Raw genomic sequence first — 16,718 nt, 5'->3', positions numbered from 1 at the left:
CGTCGGGCGATCGCGGGTACCCCTTCGTTGCGGGGCGTCGACCACCGGGAGCACAGGCATGGAGTGGTTCACGGCACCGGAGTACTGGCAGGGCAGGCTGATCTTCCAGCGTGGTCTGGCGGTGGTCTACGCGCTCGCATTCCTGACCGCCGCCCGGCAATTCCGCGCGCTGCTCGGCGAGCGGGGAATGCTGCCCGTGCCGCGCTACCTCGCCCGGACCTCGTTCCGCCGGTCACCGAGCCTGTTCCACCTGCACTACTCCGATCGGTTCTACGCCGTCCTGGCCTGGTCGGGGGCGGTACTAGCGGTGGCCATCGCGCTGGGGGTCGCGGATCTGGTGCCGCTGTGGGCATCGATGCTGCTGTGGTTCGTGCTGTGGGTGTTGTATCTGTCGATCGTCAATGTCGGGCAGACGTGGTATTCGTTCGGCTGGGAATCGCTGCTGCTCGAGGCGGGATTTCTGGCGATCTTCCTCGGCAACGACACGGTCGCGCCACCGCTGCTGGTGCTGCTGGCCGCGCGCTGGCTGCTGTTCCGGGTGGAGTTCGGGGCCGGGCTGATCAAGATGCGCGGCGATCGGTGCTGGCGTGACCTGACCTGCCTGTACTACCACCACGAGACCCAGCCGATGCCCGGCCCGCTGAGCTGGTTCTTCCACCAGCTGCCCCGGCCGCTGCACCGGGTGGAGGTCGCCGCCAACCATTTCGCTCAGCTCGTCGTTCCGTTCGGCCTGTTCGCGCCGCAGCCAGTGGCAAGCGTGGCCGCGGCCATCATCATCGCCACCCAGCTGTGGCTGGTGTTCTCCGGGAATTTCGCCTGGTTGAACTGGGTGACGCTATTGCTCGCCACCACCGCCGTCGATACCAGGACCTACGCGGTGCTGCCCGCGGCGCCGACGGTGTCCGCGCCACCGGTGTGGTTCATCGGGGCGGTGATCGCCTACATCGCGCTGGTCACCGCGCTGAGCTACGGGCCGGTCAGCAACCTGCTCTCGTCACGTCAGGCGATGAATGCCTCGTTCGACCCGCTGCACCTGGTAAACACCTACGGCGCCTTCGGCAGTATCACCCGGGTCCGCCAGGAGATCGTGATCGAGGGCACCGACGACACCCACCTCACCGGCGAGACGAGGTGGCGCGAATACGAGTTCAAAGGCAAACCGGGCGACCCCCGGTACCGCCCACGCCAGTGGGCGCCCTACCACCTGCGGCTGGACTGGCTGATGTGGTTCGCGGCGCTATCGCCTTCCTACGCGCGGGGGTGGGCATTGCCGCTGGTCGCGCGCCTGCTCCGCAACGACCCCGATACGCTGCGCCTGCTGCGGCACTGCCCCTTCCCCGACGCACCGCCGCACTACCTGCGCGCCCGCCTGTACGAATACCACTTCAGCACGCCCCACGAGCTGTTCCACGAGCGAATATGGTGGCGCCGCACCCTGGTCGGCGAATTCCTGCCGCCGCTGACGCGCGAACAGGTCAAACGTCGCTGACAACGAGAAAAGCCCGGCGCGACATAGTGTCGGCCGAGCTTTTCGTTGAGCGGATGACGAGATTCGAACTCGCGACCCTCACCTTGGCAAGGTGATGCGCTACCACTGCGCCACATCCGCGTGCCTTCCGAGGCCGATCCGGCGACCGCCGGTGACTTCGTCGTGCGAGTAGGAACTCTAGCGCGAAACTCCCGAACTACGAAATCCGCGCTCACCGACCGACCGCGACCGCGGTGAGACGCGGCGGTGACGAGCGCCGTTAAGCGGGCGACAAGGTTGCGTAAGTGGCTGCGGGAGAGGGTCTTTCATAGAGCGGTTGCAGCCGCAGGGACTACGGGAGGAACTACGTGAAGACTCTGGGGATGATCGCGGCAGGCGTTGCGGTAACGGCGATGACCGTCCTGGGGGCAGGCCCCGCGCATGGCGACTTCACCGATCCGGTGGAGTTCACCGACAGCGGGGAGAACGTGGAAGACGACGGGTTCGGGGAGTACGCGGTCAACCGGGCCGAACCGAGGTCGTGCCTGGTGGTGCAGAACCACACAGGCGGTCGGGTGACGCTGCGGTTGAACTACCCGACCAGCGGCGGAAAGTGGCAGTTCAACCACGACCAGGTCGGTGTGCTCACGCGCAACGGCAAGGTGGTGACCTCGCCGTCCGGCAACTGGAACGTGCGGACGAACCCGCCGATCAGGTTCAACTGGGTCTATGACGCCAACATGAACACCCGCCGGGGTTGCAACGGGTCGTGGGTGCTGACGATGAACTGAGCCGGTCGGGTCCGGTGCGCCGCCACGCGCCGGACCCACGGTCAGCTGGGCCGACTTCAGCCGAAGGCGGCGCGGTGGTCGGCGGCCCAGGTGGCGTAGCTGCGGGGTGGGCGGCCGAGGACGCGTGCGACGTCGTCGGTGATCAGTTCGTTGTGGCCGCCGCGGATGAAGGCCTGGCCGGTCAGCGAGCCGTCGACGAAGGCGGGCGGAAGGCCCGCGGCGACCATGAAGGTGCGGGCGTCGGCTTCGGCGATGTCGGTGACGGCGATCGGCCGTTCGATGACCTCGGCGAGGACGGCGGCTTGGTCGCGGCCGGTTTGCAGATCGGGGCCGGTCAGGGTGTAGGTGCGGCCGTGGTGGTCGTTGGAGCGCAGCGCCGCTACGGCGACCGACGAGACATCGCGCGGGTCGACCACGGCCTGTCTGCCGTCGCCGGTGAGGTTCGGGACGGGGTGTCCGCTGCTGAGCGGTTCGATCCAGCTGAACGTGTTCGAGGCGAAAGTGTTGGGGCGCAAGATCGTCCACTCCAGGCCCGAGTCGCGCACAGCCTGTTCCCCCGGCACATGCCAGGAACCCGGCACGCCCAAACGCGGGTCGCCGGTACCGACGGCGGACAGCTTCACCACGCGTCGCACCCCGGCTGCCCGCGCGGCAGCGACCAACGCGGCGTCGGTGCCGGTGTCGTCCGGGCCGGGAATGCCGACCAGGAACGCGGCCTCGATCCCAGCCATCGCGGGCCCGAAGGTGGTCGGGTCACGGTAGTCCACCCGGACCACCTCCACGTCGGCCGGAAACTCGGCCTGCCGGGGGTCGCGGGTGGCCGCGCGGACGGCGATGCCCTCGGCTACCAGCTGTCGAACGATGTCGCTTCCGATGGTGCCTGTCGCACCGGTGATCAGGATCATGCAACGAGCATTGTCCGCGCGCTGCCTGCGAATATAGGAGAAATCGGCACGGACACCGCGGCCCGCGACGCCTACTGTTGATCGGGTGCGGTACCTGACCTCGGCGCAGCTCGAGACTCCCATGACGACGCCGGAATCGTTGCGCCCATGGCTCACCGAACTCACCAGCACACCGGTGTTCGACGACCTCGCGCAACCGTTCGCACACCCACCCATGGCGACGACCACGGTGGTGCTGCGCACCGAACAGTCAGGCAGGAGTAGGGCATTCGTCGTCGGCGCGCAGACCAAGGCGTCCTATTCGCGGCCAGACCAGCCCGCCGGATGCGTGCGACTGCGACTGGAACCCGGTGTGACACGCCAACTTCTCGGTGTGGCCGCGGCCGAACTCACCGACCGCGCAGTCCGCCTCGACGAATTGCCCGGCCCACTGGGAACTTTCGCATCCGAACTCACCCAGCTCCCCGCCGAACAGGCGATCGGCTACCTGGATAACGAACTGCCGCAGCGCCTTTCCGAGACCGACACCGATCGCGCGCACCGGATCGTGCTGCGCGAAGCGATCACCGCGCTCACCGCCGACAACGCCCCGTCACTCCCCGAACTCACCGCTCGCCTCGCCGTCAGCGAACGCCAGCTACGCAACCTGTTCACCGCGGGAATCGGCCTGTCCCCCAAGCATTTCGCCCGCATCCAACGCCTGCGCCGCGTCCTGGCGTACGCGGGCAACAGCCCGTGGTCGCACCTGGCCGCGAACACCGGCTACTACGACCAATCCCACCTCACCGCCGACTTCCGCACCCTCATGGGCGTCCCACCCGCCGCCTACCTCCGCGGCAAGCTGCCCGCACCGACCCGCTGCCGGCTGCCACGCTGAGTAGGAGCTCAGCGATCGGCCGCCCGGGACAGCGGCGGACCTTCGCGGGCACGAACCCGCCCCGCGAAGATCCGCACCGTGCAAATGCTGCCGGAGTCAGCCCTCGGTCTCCTGGGTTTTCTCGGCCTTACGGGCGAAACGCTCGGCGGCTTCGGCTTCGTCGAGCGCAGTTGCTTCCTCGAGAGACGGGGCACTGCCGCCGAGCCGCTTCGGGACCCAGTAGGCGCCGGGCTCGTGTTCGTAGGATTCCTGGAGGTCGGCGAGCATTTCCTGCATGGTGGAGCGGAGCTGTGCGGTGAGGTCGGTGGCGGGTTCGTAGGGCTGGATGGGGGTGCCGACGGCGATCGAGATGGGGGTGTTGGTGCGGCCGAGGCGCTTCGGGAAGCCCTTGGTCCAGACACGCTGGGCGCCCCAGATGGTGATCGGGATGATCGGGACATCGGCTTCCAGCGCCATGCGGGCAGCGCCGGACTTGAATTCCTTGATCTCGAAGCTGCGGCTGATCGTGGCCTCGGGGTACACGCCGACCAGCTCGCCGTCGCGCAGGTATTGCACCGCCGACTGGTAGGAGTCGGCGCCCGCGGTGCGGTCGACCGGGATGTGCTTGAGGGTGCGCATGATCGGGCCGGAGATGCTGTTGTCGAACACCTCCTGCTTGGCCATGAACCTGATGTAGCGACGAGGGGTGCGAACGGGCAGACCCGCGTAGGTGAAGTCCATGTAGCCGGTGTGGTTGACCGCCAGCACGGCACCGCCGGTGGCGGGGATGTTTTCCGCTCCCTTGACGGTGAACTTCAGACCTTCGAGGAAGAACAGGGTTCGGGCCACGCCGATGATCGAGAAGTAGAGGGGTTCCACAATTACGCAAGCGTAGTCCTAGATCCCCTCGTCGGCAGGGGTGCGCCCGGTGGGCGCGGTCACCGTAGAATCGCGGCGTTCGCCCGCGCAGCCAATCCGCTTCGCGCACACCGGTCTACACCCGGCGAGTCCGCTCGCCCCGACAGTCACCGCCCGCATCGCCCGCGGGTGCCACGACCTAGGAATTGAGGAACGTCGAAGTGGAACGCGCTCAGTCGACCCCGATCGCCGCGGCTCGTCCGCGCCGCGCCTACGCGCTGGTTGCCGGACTCACCGTGACCGCGGCCCTGGTCACCGGGTGTGACTCGGTGTCGGGCATCCCGGGAGATCCGGTCGAGGCGACCACCGCCGCGCCGACCACGACGACCGCGCCGACGACTACGGCGACCCAGGCCATCGCACCGGGCGAACCGGCACCGACCAGCCCGCTCCCCGCCGACGCACCGCAGGTCGGCACAGTCGCGGGGCATGCCGACGCCGTCACCGCCGTGCGCCGCTGGGCCGCCGACCTAGCCACCGGCACCACCGCCGAACTCCAAGCGAAATGCTGGACCATCCCACCGGCCACCGTCGCCGAGATGTACGCCGATCCGCAGTCGGTGCTGGCCGCCCTCACCGCGCCGGGCACCGCGACCGCCGACACCGTGACCTGGCGTAACCGAACCGTCGCTGTCACCGTCGACCGTGAGTCCGTCGCGTCCGGATATGCCTGCGGACGGGTGTCCGCGGCGGGCGTCGAGCCCGGTTACGACGACGCGGACGCGCGCCACACCGTCCGCCGCTACCTCGCCCGCGCCACCGGCAAACCCCTCGACCCGGCCGACATCGAAGCAGACCATCCACTGACCTGCAAGGCCTCGCCCGCCAACTGGGACCCAGAGGGCACCGGCAACCCCACAGCAGCCCCCTTGACAGGCGACTCGGGCAAAGTAGGCAATGTCACCTCCTACACCGGCGAGGAGCTACGATCCGAGCAGGTTCGTGGCGACTACCTGGCAGTTCACGTCCCGGTGACCACCTCACCGGGGGGCACGCGGACACGCACTTTCACGGTTGTCGCGACCGCTGAGGGCTATTGCATCGGTGACGTAACGATTTAGCCACTACCCTGGTTGGCTGGTACGCCGAAGCAGTCAGGGGGCCTGAGGCGGTAGCTCGCCATTGATCCGGCGAATCAGATCCTGGTAGGAGGAAACAGCTCGTGCAGATCACCAGCGTCGGACATGCCGGCTTCCATATCCGAACCGAGGCCGGGACGATCCTGTGCGATCCCTGGGTCAACCCCGCGTACTTCGCGTCGTGGTTCCCGTTCCCGGACAACTCTCAGCTCGACTGGGAGTCCCTCGGCGATGTCGACTACCTGTACGTCTCGCACCTGCACCGCGATCACTTCGACGCCGCGCACCTGGCGAAGTACGTCAACAAGGACGCGACCATCCTGCTGCCCGACTACCCGGTGCTCGACCTGCGCCGTGAGCTCGAGGCGCTGGGGTTCACCAAGTTCTTCGAGACCGAGGACTCGGTCAAGCACACGATCACCGGGCCGAAGGGGTCCGTCGACATCATGATCGTGGCGTTGCGCGCGCCCGCCGACGGTCCGATCGGCGACTCCGGCATTCTCATCTCCGACGGTGAGACCACCTGTTTCAACATGAACGACGCCCGACCGGTGGATATGGACGTCATCCACGACGCGTTCGGCGATATCGACATCCATCTGCTGCAGTACTCGGGCGCGATCTGGTACCCGGCGGTGTACGACATCCCGGCCCGGACCAAGGCCAACTTCGGCAAGCAGAAGCGTCAGCGCGGGATGGATCGCGCGCGCTCCTACATCGAGCAGGTCGGCGCGACCTGGGTGGTGCCCTCGGCCGGTCCGCCGGTGTTCCTCGACGCCGAACTGCGCTATCTCAACGACGATCGCGGCGACGAAGGCAATATCTTCCCTGATCAGATGGTGTTCCTCGACCAGATGAACATCCACGGCAACGAAGGCGGGATCCTGATGATCCCCGGTTCGGTCGCCGACGTGCGTGGCAAGCAGCTCGATCTCGCGCACCCGTTCGACCCGGATCGGATCTACGGCGACAAGGCCGCCTACATCGAGGAGATGGCGCAGCGTTTCGCGCCGGTGCTCGCCGCGGAGAAGGCATCGTGGGAGATCGGCGAGGGTTCGCTGCTCGAGCCGCTGCGTGAGCTGTTCGAGCCGATCATGAAGCAGAGCGCGCTGATCAGCGACGGCATCGGCTACCCGGTTGGCCTGGTGATCGGCGAGGAGACCATCGTTCTCGACTTCCCGCACCGCACCGTGCGCGCGCCGCTGGAGAGCGAAGGCCGCTACCGCTACGGCTTCCGGATCGCCCCGGAACTGGTGCGCACCGTGCTGCGTGACGACGAGCCGGACTGGGTGAACACGATCTTCCTGTCCACCCGCTTCCAGGCATGGCGCATCGGCGGCTACAACGAGTTCCTCTACACCTTCTTCAAGTGCCTCACCGACGAGCGGATCGCCTACGCCGACGGCTGGTTCTCCGAGGCACACGACGACTCCGCCGTCACCGAACTCGACGGCTGGGAAGTCCAGCGCCGCTGCCCCCACCTCAAGGCCGACCTCTCCACATTCGGTGTGGTGGAAGGCAATAACCTCACCTGCAACCTGCACGGCTGGCAGTGGGACCTGGAATCGGGTCGCTGCAAGACGTCCAAGGGACACGAGCTGCGCTCGCGCAAGCTCTGACACCCAAAATAGAACGGCCGGTACGCCTTTCGTACCGGCCGTTTTTTCGTCTTCACTGTTTGCATAACTTGCAAATTGCCAATCTTCGGAGAATTCCGGATCGATTCCGGCGATGGGGACCATCGCGCTCGGTAACCTCACGATCGACGATCAACGGGATCTGAACTCGAGAGGAAAACCCATGGCGGACATGGATATCGCGCTGAAGGAAATGATGTTGCTGGACGGCGCGCTGGGGGCCTGCATCGTCGACTACACCAGCGGAATGACGCTCGGCGCGATCGGCGGGTCGAAGAATCTGGACCTGCAGATCGCCGCCGCGGGCAATACCGAGGTGCTGCGGGCCAAGATGCGCACCATGGAGCAGCTCGGACTCGAAGAGAACATCGAGGACATGCTGATCACCCTGGGCCAGCAGTACCACCTGATCCGGCCCGCCCAGGCCCGCCGGGCCAAGGGCTTGTTCCTCTACCTCGCGCTGGACCGCACTCGCGGCAATCTCGCGCTCGCGCGCCGCCGCCTCGCCGACATCGACGCCCAGCTGGAAATCTAGACGCTCGTATCATCTCTTCCCGCACGGGGTTTCAACTAGGCTCGGTCGCACTCGGCCGGTCCCGCCACCGATGTCGATGCGAGAAGTGAAGTCGGGGAAGGGAAGTGCCAGCCGGAATGCCGGGGACACAGCAGCCGCTCTATCACATGAAGGCCGACTTCTTCAAAACCCTCGGGCACCCCGTGCGTATCCGGGTACTGGAGCTGTTGAGCCAGCGAGAACACGCGGTCTCGGAGATCCTGCCCGAGGTGGGCGTGGAGGCGGCGAACCTTTCCCAGCAGCTGGCGGTGCTGCGCCGGGCCGGATTGGTCACCGCCCGCCGGGAAGGGCTCGCGGTGACCTATGCGCTCACCTCGCCGCAGGTCGCCGAACTGCTCGCGGTGGCCAGGGCGATCCTCACCGGTGTGGTCGCCGTGCAGGTCGAGGCGCTCGCTCCGTAGCCGGTCAGCTGTTGGGCAGGTTCCCGACCGCATGGCGCAGCAGGGCCGAGGCGATGGCGCAGTTCTCGTCGCGGGCGCCCTCGGAGCCATGCACTTCGACCTCGATGGTCTCCTCCCCTTCATCGGGCATCAGGTAGGCGCGGGTGCATATCGCCTTCGAACCGTTCTTGCCGAGGTGAATCTGAATCCCGTCGACGGTGACGATCTCCAGGTCTTTTCCCTGGGTGACCGTGCTGGTCCGCACCAGTTTCACGCTCAATCGCACGCGGGCGTCCCACTGACAGGTATGTGCGTCGGCGATCGTTGGTTCGGGCGCCAGTACGCCGATCTTCTCGGCGACAGCAGTGCGGTCGAGCAGTGCGCACGGTTCCAGCAATGCCAGCGAAGACTCCCGGCGCTCGGCGCGTGGGGCGGTAGTCAGCGAGCGGGCGAGGTTGGCCGCGAGGTAGTCGAGGCCCGCGCATTCCTTCACCTCGGACGGGTTGCTGAGGACAACGACAATGCCTGCGTCACGCTCGGCGCCCGGACTGGCGATGGCCCTCGTACAGCCCGCGGAGCTGCCGTCGATGACCGGGACGCCGTCGACCATCGTGCGATTCGGGGTCAGGTATTCGTATTCCTCCCCCAGGCTCAACCTGATGCTGTACTTCTTGGAGCTGGCAATACAACCCCAGTTCAGGGACGGATTGAACTTCCAAGTATCGGCGGCCAGCGGTGCCGGGGCGACGGGCACCGCGTCGCCGATGGCCGAGGTGAGCCAGGCGCAAGCGTCGAGCTGCCGCAACTGGGCGAGCGTCAACCCGGTGACCGGTTCGGGCTCGGTTCCCGCACGCGTCGCGAAGTAGGTGATGCCCGCGAGCGCCAGGAGCAACGCCGCCAGTCCACCCGCCAGGCCGCGCTGTGCCCGCGGGCTCGCCGCGCTCCACCGACTGCGGCCGGACTCCAGTGTGCGCCTGCCATATTCGATCGCCGTTCGCCCAGCCGCGGCAACGACCTCCGGTAACGGGCGTCCGGGCGTTGGCGCGGGCGCGGTGACCGCGGGCAGGGCGGCGAGCAGCGCCGAGACCTCGTGCTGCTGCCGTCCGATGTCGTCGAGCACCGGGGCGGGCCACGGCGGCGGTCCGCTCGGCTGGGCACCGAGATAGTCCAGGATCTGCCCGGGCGTCGGGCGAGCGGCCGGATCTTTGCGCAGGCAGGCGGCGAGCATCTCGAACAGCGGCTCGGGCACCCGGCTCAGGTCTGGTTCGCGCTGGGCGATGTTGAACAGCGTGTACGGCACCGACGGCGCGGCGAACGGTGCGACGCCGGAGGCGGCGAAGGCCAGAACGGAACCGAGGGAGAACACATCCGAAGCCGCCGTCACAGTGTGCCCGAGCGACTGTTCCGGTGACAGGAAGTCCGGCGTGCCGAGGGTTGCCGCGGTGCCGGTGGTCGCGGGTCCGGCGACCGGCGTGATACCGATTTCGCCGAGACGGCCACTGTCCCTTGCCAACAGCACGCTGTCGGCGCGCAGGCGCTGATGCACGAGACCCGCACCGTGCACGGTCCGCAGCGCGGAGGCCAGTGCCGCGGCGAGGGCGCGAACGGCCGGCCCGGGCAGTGGTCCGTGTTCGGCTACCGCGACGTCGAGTCGCACGCTCGGCACGAATACCGAAGCCAGCCAAGGCCTTTCGGCGTCAGCATCGACATCGATCACGGTGGTGTTGGCAGAACCGGAGACGCGCATCGCGGCAATCGCGCTGTGCCGCATCCTGATCCGGAACTCCGGCTCGTCGAGTAGTTCCGGCTGCGGCTGCCGCACCACGACCAACGAGTCATCGGGGCCGATGGCGAGCACCGACTGGAATCCGGCCTCGGCTTCGAGCGTACCGATCACCCGGTAGCGGCCGATGGTAGACGGATCGCCGGGACCGGGCGGATGGATCGTCATGATGGGGGCAACTTCTCGAGTACGGGTTCGAGCAGAGTGGCTGCGGTGTCGCAGTGGTCACGGGCCTGCGGTCGGCCCGAGAAGTACGTGGCCCGCACCTGCTCGGCCTCGTCGTCGACGGTCGGCTGGACCATGACGACGAATGTGCAGTAGTTGGGGCCGCTGCCGTCGAGGTAGACGGTGCGATCCGCGACCTTCCTCGTCGGGCGGATCTTTCCGCCCGCCAGGCTGTCCGGCCGGATGCGCTCGTCGATATCGATCGTGTACGAACCATCGGCACCGGTCAACGCACAGCCGTGTGGCCTCGAGGAGCGCACCGGGTCGCCGACCACCGAACGAGTGGCAGCGACGTCGATCAGCGTGCAGGGGTCGAGCCCGAGCAGTGAGCCTTGCTGGAAGGTTCGCAGTGGCGGGTTGACCGACAGCCGCCGGACCACCGCGGCGAGTGCGCGCTCGGACAACGGGCAGAGGTCGCCCACCTGCGGGAAGGCGCTCGCATTCATCTTCACCACCATCGGCAGGCCGCTCTGCGTCACCACCATGCGGTCACAGGAGTCGGCCTCTTTGTACGTGCCGAGCACCGGCATCCAGTTGATGGTGCTGCCCAACGGCAGTTTGTCATCACGTATCTCGGCGACCGTCGAACTCGTGTCCAAGTTGAAAGACACCTTGCGACCCGCCCGATCGCGGTAGGCGATGGCGCAACCGCCGACCCCGCCCGGCACGAATTCAGCTGTCGCGGTGCCCAGCTCGCCGAGCACCGCGGGATCGAGCAAGGCGCAGATGTCGAGTCGGCGGGATTCGTCGTCGGTCAGCGCGAGTGGCGGGTCGTCCATCGCCACCGCATTGCCCTCGACACCGATCCCCCAGCACGCGATAGCGGCCAGCACCAGCGTCGAGGTGACCGCGGCGGCGGGAATCAGGCGCGACCACAGACTCTTCGGCCGCTCGGGCACGACCGCCGGTGCGGCCGAGGCAGTCCCGTCGGCCCAGCGACCCGCCTCGGCACGGCACTCGGCGATGCGCCTGCGGATGCGGACCGGCCAGACGGGTTCGGCCTGGATCCGGCTCGCCGCATCGAGCAGCTGTTCCGGAGTCGGGCGGGCCGACGGGTCCTTCGCCAGGCAGGCATCGACCAGAGTGCGGATCGGCTCGGGAATGCCGGTGGTGTTCGGGGCGCTGTAGAGCACGTTGTAGAGGACTTGCGGGGTGGACGCGGCGTCGAACGGACTCGCTCCGGTAGCCGCCATCGCGAGGATCGCGCCGACCGCGAAGACATCGGAAGCCGGTGTGAGCGTGCGGCATTCGGCCTGTTCCGGCGACATGTACGCGGGCGAGCCGATCACGGTGCCGGTCGCGGTGAGGGCGACGTCGTCCTCGAGCGCCCTGGCGATACCGAAGTCGATCACCCGTGGACCGTCATTGGTGAGCAGGATGTTGCTCGGCTTGAGGTCGCGGTGCACCAGGCCGGTGCGGTGGATCTCGAGCAGCGCCATCGCCAAGCCGGTGGCGAGTAGTTTCAGCCCGTTCAGATTCAGGCGCCCGAACTCGCCGATCATGTCCTGCAGGCCGGGGCCTGCGATGTATTCCGAGGCCAGCCAGGGTGTTTCGGATTCCGCGTCATGGTCGACCACACCCGCGGTGTAGGCACCGGTGACCTGCTGTGATGCCAGCACCTCCCGCCGGAACCTCGCGCGGAACTCCGGGTTTCCGGTGAACTGGCGGTGGATCTGCTTCACCGCGACCAGCCGGCCGTCGGGCCCCTGGCCGAGCAGCACCTGCCCCATTCCGCCGCGGCCGATCACTGCCAGCAGGCGATAGCGGCCCAGCTGATCGGGATCCTGCGGACCAAGCGGTTTCATCGTCGCGTCTCCCGCACTCACTGTGACCCACTCAGCAGCGCATGCTGCGCGACCGCCTGCTGGCGGATATCGATTTCCTGGTTGCTGTAGAGGCGGACCACGAATTCGTTGTGGCGGACCAGGCAGGAGAACCGCCGGGCGGGAACCGACGTGTTGTTCGGCCTGGCCGCGCGATAGCAGGAAACACCGGCGAGTTCCGGTGCTCCCGTCATCGGCGTGTAATCCGCTGCCAGCGACAGCTTTTCCTCGGCGTCGGCGAAGATCCGCGCAGCATCGTGGTTACCCGCGCGGTACAGGAACTTGTTGTACGACACCGCGATCGCATCGATCGAGCTCGCTTCGAACTCGCGCATGTCGACCGAGGGCTTATCGCGCAGCAGGGCAAAGGAACGGGGGCCGTAGACCATGAAATCCCACTTGTCCGGCCAGTAGTCGCCGGTCTTCACCACGCGGGTGAGCAGCTTGTCGCTGTCGAGTTTCAACTTCGGCAGGTCGGCGGCGGGCGTGGGAACGAAGGTATCCAGTTCGGCCAGTTGCGCGCGGTAGGTGCGCGCGAGCAGATCGGTCAACAGTTCAGGGCGCGGATCGATGATCTTCGCGTACAACCTGATCACCAGGTTCTTCCACACCAGCCAGCTCCCGACCGTCGGCACGCCGGGTCGCCAATGTGTCAGCGCCGCAGGGTATTCCAGGATCGCCAGGGGCGCGTTCTCGGTGTTGGCGGTGAAGTCGGCGGCAGCCATCGCCTGCGCGGCGGCCGTCGCCTGCGCCTCATCGGGCAACGACAGGATCGAGATCGACAGGAGCTTGTACTTGGGCTCGTTGTCCTGCTGGCCGTTGCCGGCGATCGCGCCGTAGCCTGCCAGCACGTCGAACGGCGCGAGCGCGGTCCGCTGTACGCCGGAGAGCATGTCGTCGACGCCACGCACCCCGACGATCAGGCCGCCGCCGTTGCCCTCGGTGAGCTCCGGGTCGATGCGGTCGGCGAACAGCAACCGCTCGCCGATGCGCACCGATTCCGCCAGCGTTCCCCGCACCCGGTTCGGTGCGTCGTCGTAATCGCCCGCCACCGGTTCGAGGGCATAGTCGCCGTGATCGAGGGCGGCGCTGTCACCACATGCCGCGGTGAGCAGGGTGAGCGACACCAACGCCGCCAGCCAACACAACCGGTTACGCACGAACATTCCCCTCCGACCACGGCGTGAAACGCCGGGCCCCTCCCGAACTCTGCCGTGAAACTATCACCTGCCTGTTCGGCGCCGCTACCGCGCGGGCAATCGTGCGACCGCCTGTTTCACGAGCGGATCGGCGATCGCGCACAGTTGGTCTTCGCGCTGTGCTGGGTTGCTGACGAGCACTTCGACCTCCTCGCGATACGTCTCGCCCACCTTACGGAACCAATACACCCGGCGGCATTCGTGCGCTCCCACCATGCCGATACCGAGTTCCTCGACCATCACGCCATCGCCGATGTCGATCATCTTCTGGTACGCGGAGGTCGCCCGCTGCCGTGGCTGCGACAAGGTGATCCGCACGGTGGAATCTCCCGCCCATTCGCAGGTGTGCGCGGACTTCGCGACGGCTGGGCCGAGGGCAGCGAAGGCCGAATTGTCCCCCAGGGCACAGGGATCTACCGACGACAGGGACTGCTGTGCGGCGGGGTCGGGGCGCAGGTCGTCGAGTGCGGTGGTGAGCCGTTCGACGACGTGATCGGCGAGCGGGCACTCGGCGCGGGAGAAGGTGTCAACGATGATCCCCCAGCGGCTACCCTGGTCGCCGCCCTCGATAGCGAATGCACAGTCATCGCCGCGGCGCGCGACCGCATAGCCGTTGACGACCTGCTTGCCGGACTCGAATCCATCCAGCGCGGTGCCGATTTCGACGACGACGCGCGCGCCACCCGAGCTGCCGTCACACCCCCAGCTCGAGGTCGGCTGCCAGCGCCAGGACGAGACGTCCGTCGATGCCTTCTCAGCGACCTCGGTGGGTAGTGTCTCGCCGAGAGCCTTTGGCACCCAGGTACATCCGTCGGTGCCACGCATCCGGTCCAGACCGGGGAGGGTCGCGGTCGGGATCGCCTGCGGGGTGTCCTCAGGTCCTGTCGCGGACTCGCCGCCGCGCAACACAACGGCCGTGAGCGCTCCCGCGATCACCACCGCGGTCGCCGCGGCGATCCCCACCCGGAGCGCGGTCCGCCGTTTCTCGACCGGCGCTCCGGCGGGCGGCGCTGCGATCGGGGTGTGCGCTGGAATAATCTGCGTCGCTTCAGGATCCGAGGTCAGCGCGACAAGTTTCCGGGTCTGGTCGGCGATTTCGGCGTGCACCGGTGCGGGCCACGGCTGCGACTGAACGGGCAGAACCCCCAGGTAGTCCAGGATCTGCGCGGGTGTGGGCCTGGCCATCGGATCCTTGCGCAGACAGCCCGCGATCAGATCGCGCAGCGGTGCGGGGACCTGATCGAGTTGCGGCTCACTGTGGACGATATTGAACAGGGTGTAAGGCGCGGAGGAGGCCGCGAACGGGGCAGTTCCCGTCGCGGCCATGCACAGCAGCGAGCCGAGGGAGAAAACGTCGCTCGCCGAGGTCACCGGTTGGCCGTTCGCCTGTTCCGGTGACATGTACGCGGGCGAGCCGACCACGGCACCCACTTCGGTGAGCTGCGCACCGGTGCCGATTGCCTGCGCGATACCGAAGTCGATCACGCGCGGCCCGTCGGCGGCCAGAATCACGTTGGCGGGCTTGAGATCTCGATGTACCAGGCCGGTGCTGTGGATCGAATGCAGTGCCGAGGCCATTCCCGAGGCCAGTGTGCGCAGCGCGGGCATCGGCAGCGGACCCAGCTCGCGCACCGCCTTGTCCAGCTCAACCCCCGCAATGAATACCGAAGCGAGCCAGGGCGTTTCGCCAGTAGTCTCGAAGTCGACCACCGCCGCGGTGAACGCCCCCGACACCCGGGCGGAGATGGCCACCTCACGCTCGAACCTGGCCCGGAATTCCCGATCGTCGAGCAGATGCGAATGAATCTGCTTGATCGCGACGAACCGCCCGTCGGGCCCGGTGGCCAGCACAACCCGGCCCATCCCGCCCGCACCGAGCACACCGTGCACCCGGTAGCGCCCGATCATCGGCGCGTCACTCGTCGACAGCGGCTCGATCAATGCGGTACTCCCCCGGTCCATACCCACCACGGCGGGCGTGCCCGAGACGCTCATCCGACGAGCGCCCGGTCCGCCAGCAACCTAGCATCCCGGTTCCGGTTGCCGGTCGACGTCTCCGTACTCGGTCGGCGACGAGCGGGCGCGGTCTCCCGATTGGCGGGAAGGCGCTAGCGGCCCGCTCTGCTCGCTACGACCACAGCGCACAGCACGATCGCACAGCTGATCATCGCAATGGGCGAGAGCTTTGCGTCGACCGCGTCGAGCAGCATCGCCGCGACGAGCTGGCCCGCCACCGAGGTGAGGCCGAGTAGCAGAACGCCGATCATGCCGACTGTGACGGCAGCCAGGGCGATGAAAGCCACGCCGATCAGGCCGCCGGTGTAAAGCCAAGGGTCGGTGGGGAATTCGGTGGGCAGGCCCGTGGTGAACAGGGTGTAGAGGTCGAGGAGGAGCAGGGCTGTCAGGCCCACCGCGAAGTTGATCAGGGTGGCGGTGAAGGGACCGCCGGTTGCGCCGACGCGGCCGTTGATCGCTTGTTGCCAGGCCAGGCCGATACCCGCGAGGGCAGGAAGGACGATGAGCAGGGCGGGGATGTCCGGGACGCCGGTGGCGACCGTGGTCGGGATCGAACTGCCGCCGGCCGAGAGCACGACCCCGGTGATGCCGAGGGCAGCCGCGAAGATCCGCCACCCGGTGATCGGGGTTCGGCCGTTCGGAGCGAGGCCGAGACGGTCGACAACGAGGCTGCTCAGCAGTTGACCCGCGACCACCGCGACAGTGAAGGCGGTGACACCGATCGCGGCGATCGTGAGCCCCTGCGCCGCCACGAAGAACGCGCCGCACAACCCGCCGAGCAACTGCCACGGCGGCAACCTGCGCTCTGACACCGCGGAACGCACCTTCGTGACACCCGCTCGCAGCGCGGGGCTGAGAGCGAACGCAACCAGCAAGACGATGAGACCCGTACCGAAACTGATGGTCGCTGCCGCGATCCCATCAGCCAGTCGGGCCCCCAACGCCCCATTGATCCGACCCTGCACCGCGACACCTGCCCCGATACAGAACCCGAACACCAGCCCGACACCACTGCGCCCGATTGCCCGCTCCTCACCCCGATCCACGTCCCGCATGTCGGTAAG

The 16,718-nt window shown here is 67.5% G+C and carries 14 protein-coding genes and 1 tRNA gene; 7 read left to right on the top strand and 8 right to left on the bottom strand.

The features are described from left to right. Positions 1-58: 58 nt before the first annotated feature. Positions 59-1,489, top strand: a complete 1,431-nt coding sequence (locus ACFXKN_RS09630) for a lipase maturation factor family protein (protein WP_379432844.1) — start codon at positions 59-61, stop codon at positions 1,487-1,489. Between the two features lie 48 nt (positions 1,490-1,537). Here the strand turns inward: ACFXKN_RS09630 and ACFXKN_RS09625 are convergent. Further along, positions 1,538-1,609, bottom strand: a tRNA-Gly gene (locus tag ACFXKN_RS09625). Positions 1,610-1,836: 227 nt separating this feature from the next. Between ACFXKN_RS09625 and ACFXKN_RS09620 the strand changes: the two genes are divergently transcribed. After that, the gene (locus tag ACFXKN_RS09620; RefSeq protein ID WP_379432843.1) at positions 1,837-2,259 is read left to right on the top strand and encodes a hypothetical protein; all 423 of its coding nucleotides are present in this window, start codon (positions 1,837-1,839) and stop codon (positions 2,257-2,259) included. A gap of 56 nt (positions 2,260-2,315) precedes the next feature. Here ACFXKN_RS09620 and ACFXKN_RS09615 read toward each other — a convergent pair whose 3' ends face one another. Continuing rightward, positions 2,316-3,164 (bottom strand): NAD(P)H-binding protein, encoded by an 849-nt coding sequence (locus ACFXKN_RS09615; protein WP_379432842.1) that lies wholly within the window; start codon positions 3,162-3,164, stop codon positions 2,316-2,318. Between the two features lie 85 nt (positions 3,165-3,249). On the opposite strand from ACFXKN_RS09615, the gene ACFXKN_RS09610 reads away from it, so the two are divergent. Then, on the top strand, positions 3,250-4,041 hold the full coding sequence (locus ACFXKN_RS09610) for a helix-turn-helix domain-containing protein (RefSeq protein ID WP_379432841.1): 792 nt from the start codon (positions 3,250-3,252) through the stop codon (positions 4,039-4,041). 96 nt (positions 4,042-4,137) lie between these two features. Here the strand turns inward: ACFXKN_RS09610 and ACFXKN_RS09605 are convergent, their stop codons facing one another. Further along, complete coding sequence (locus ACFXKN_RS09605; protein WP_379432840.1) at positions 4,138-4,899, bottom strand: lysophospholipid acyltransferase family protein; 762 nt, start codon at positions 4,897-4,899, stop codon at positions 4,138-4,140. A gap of 200 nt (positions 4,900-5,099) precedes the next feature. On the opposite strand from ACFXKN_RS09605, the gene ACFXKN_RS09600 reads away from it, so the two are divergent. The 4 genes from ACFXKN_RS09600 to ACFXKN_RS09585 all read left to right on the top strand — a co-directional run bounded on the left by ACFXKN_RS09600 (position 5,100) and on the right by ACFXKN_RS09585 (position 8,629). Then, positions 5,100-5,999 carry a hypothetical protein gene (locus tag ACFXKN_RS09600; RefSeq protein ID WP_379432839.1) on the top strand — a complete coding sequence of 300 codons (900 nt, stop codon included), beginning with the start codon at positions 5,100-5,102 and terminating at the stop codon, positions 5,997-5,999. 101 nt (positions 6,000-6,100) lie between these two features. Further along, on the top strand, positions 6,101-7,636 hold the full coding sequence (locus ACFXKN_RS09595) for a Rieske 2Fe-2S domain-containing protein (RefSeq protein ID WP_379432838.1): 1,536 nt from the start codon (positions 6,101-6,103) through the stop codon (positions 7,634-7,636). Between the two features lie 181 nt (positions 7,637-7,817). Continuing rightward, complete coding sequence (locus ACFXKN_RS09590; protein WP_378946895.1) at positions 7,818-8,189, top strand: hypothetical protein; 372 nt, start codon at positions 7,818-7,820, stop codon at positions 8,187-8,189. 116 nt (positions 8,190-8,305) lie between these two features. Next, a complete protein-coding gene (locus ACFXKN_RS09585; protein ID WP_378946898.1) occupies positions 8,306-8,629 on the top strand; it encodes an ArsR/SmtB family transcription factor in 324 nt (107 codons plus the stop codon). A 4-nt stretch (positions 8,630-8,633) separates the two neighbouring features. Here ACFXKN_RS09585 and ACFXKN_RS09580 read toward each other — a convergent pair whose 3' ends face one another. The 5 genes from ACFXKN_RS09580 to ACFXKN_RS09560 form a co-directional block, all read right to left on the bottom strand. Further along, positions 8,634-10,559: a protein kinase gene (locus tag ACFXKN_RS09580; RefSeq protein ID WP_379432837.1), complete on the bottom strand. Its 1,926-nt coding sequence runs from the start codon at positions 10,557-10,559 to the stop codon at positions 8,634-8,636. Further along, positions 10,556-12,421 (bottom strand): serine/threonine-protein kinase, encoded by a 1,866-nt coding sequence (locus ACFXKN_RS09575; protein ID WP_378946906.1) that lies wholly within the window; start codon positions 12,419-12,421, stop codon positions 10,556-10,558. Before ACFXKN_RS09575 ends, ACFXKN_RS09580 begins: the two co-directional genes overlap by 4 nt. Positions 12,422-12,438: 17 nt before the next feature. Beyond that, positions 12,439-13,605, bottom strand: a complete 1,167-nt coding sequence (locus tag ACFXKN_RS09570; RefSeq protein WP_378946910.1) for a hypothetical protein — start codon at positions 13,603-13,605, stop codon at positions 12,439-12,441. A gap of 78 nt (positions 13,606-13,683) precedes the next feature. Beyond that, complete coding sequence (locus ACFXKN_RS09565) at positions 13,684-15,633, bottom strand: protein kinase (protein ID WP_378946913.1); 1,950 nt, start codon at positions 15,631-15,633, stop codon at positions 13,684-13,686. A gap of 113 nt (positions 15,634-15,746) precedes the next feature. After that, positions 15,747-16,709, bottom strand: coding sequence for a DMT family transporter (locus ACFXKN_RS09560; RefSeq protein WP_378946917.1), 963 nt, complete (start codon positions 16,707-16,709; stop codon positions 15,747-15,749). Between the last annotated feature and the right edge of the window lie 9 nt (positions 16,710-16,718).

Origin of the sequence: Nocardia sp. NPDC059195, assembly GCF_042754695.1 — a bacterium.
Taxonomy (GTDB): Bacteria; Actinomycetota; Actinomycetes; order Mycobacteriales; family Mycobacteriaceae; genus Nocardia.
Note: the sequence above shows the minus strand (reverse complement) of the source record. Positions and strands in the feature narration are given on the sequence as shown.

Bases quoted from the DNA above. Each gene is read 5' to 3' on its own strand.
- ACFXKN_RS09560 (WP_378946917.1), bottom strand. From the start codon at position 16,709: ATGCGGGACGTGGATCGGGGTGAGGAGCGGGCAATCGGGCGCAGTGGT.
- ACFXKN_RS09580 (WP_379432837.1), bottom strand. From the start codon at position 10,559: ATGACGATCCATCCGCCCGGTCCCGGCGATCCGTCTACCATCGGCCGC.
- ACFXKN_RS09565 (WP_378946913.1), bottom strand. From the start codon at position 15,633: ATGAGCGTCTCGGGCACGCCCGCCGTGGTGGGTATGGACCGGGGGAGT.
- ACFXKN_RS09590 (WP_378946895.1), top strand. From the start codon at position 7,818: ATGGCGGACATGGATATCGCGCTGAAGGAAATGATGTTGCTGGACGGC.
- ACFXKN_RS09630 (WP_379432844.1), top strand. From the start codon at position 59: ATGGAGTGGTTCACGGCACCGGAGTACTGGCAGGGCAGGCTGATCTTC.
- ACFXKN_RS09585 (WP_378946898.1), top strand. From the start codon at position 8,306: ATGCCGGGGACACAGCAGCCGCTCTATCACATGAAGGCCGACTTCTTC.
- ACFXKN_RS09570 (WP_378946910.1), bottom strand. From the start codon at position 13,605: ATGTTCGTGCGTAACCGGTTGTGTTGGCTGGCGGCGTTGGTGTCGCTC.
- ACFXKN_RS09615 (WP_379432842.1), bottom strand. From the start codon at position 3,164: ATGATCCTGATCACCGGTGCGACAGGCACCATCGGAAGCGACATCGTT.
- ACFXKN_RS09575 (WP_378946906.1), bottom strand. From the start codon at position 12,421: ATGAAACCGCTTGGTCCGCAGGATCCCGATCAGCTGGGCCGCTATCGC.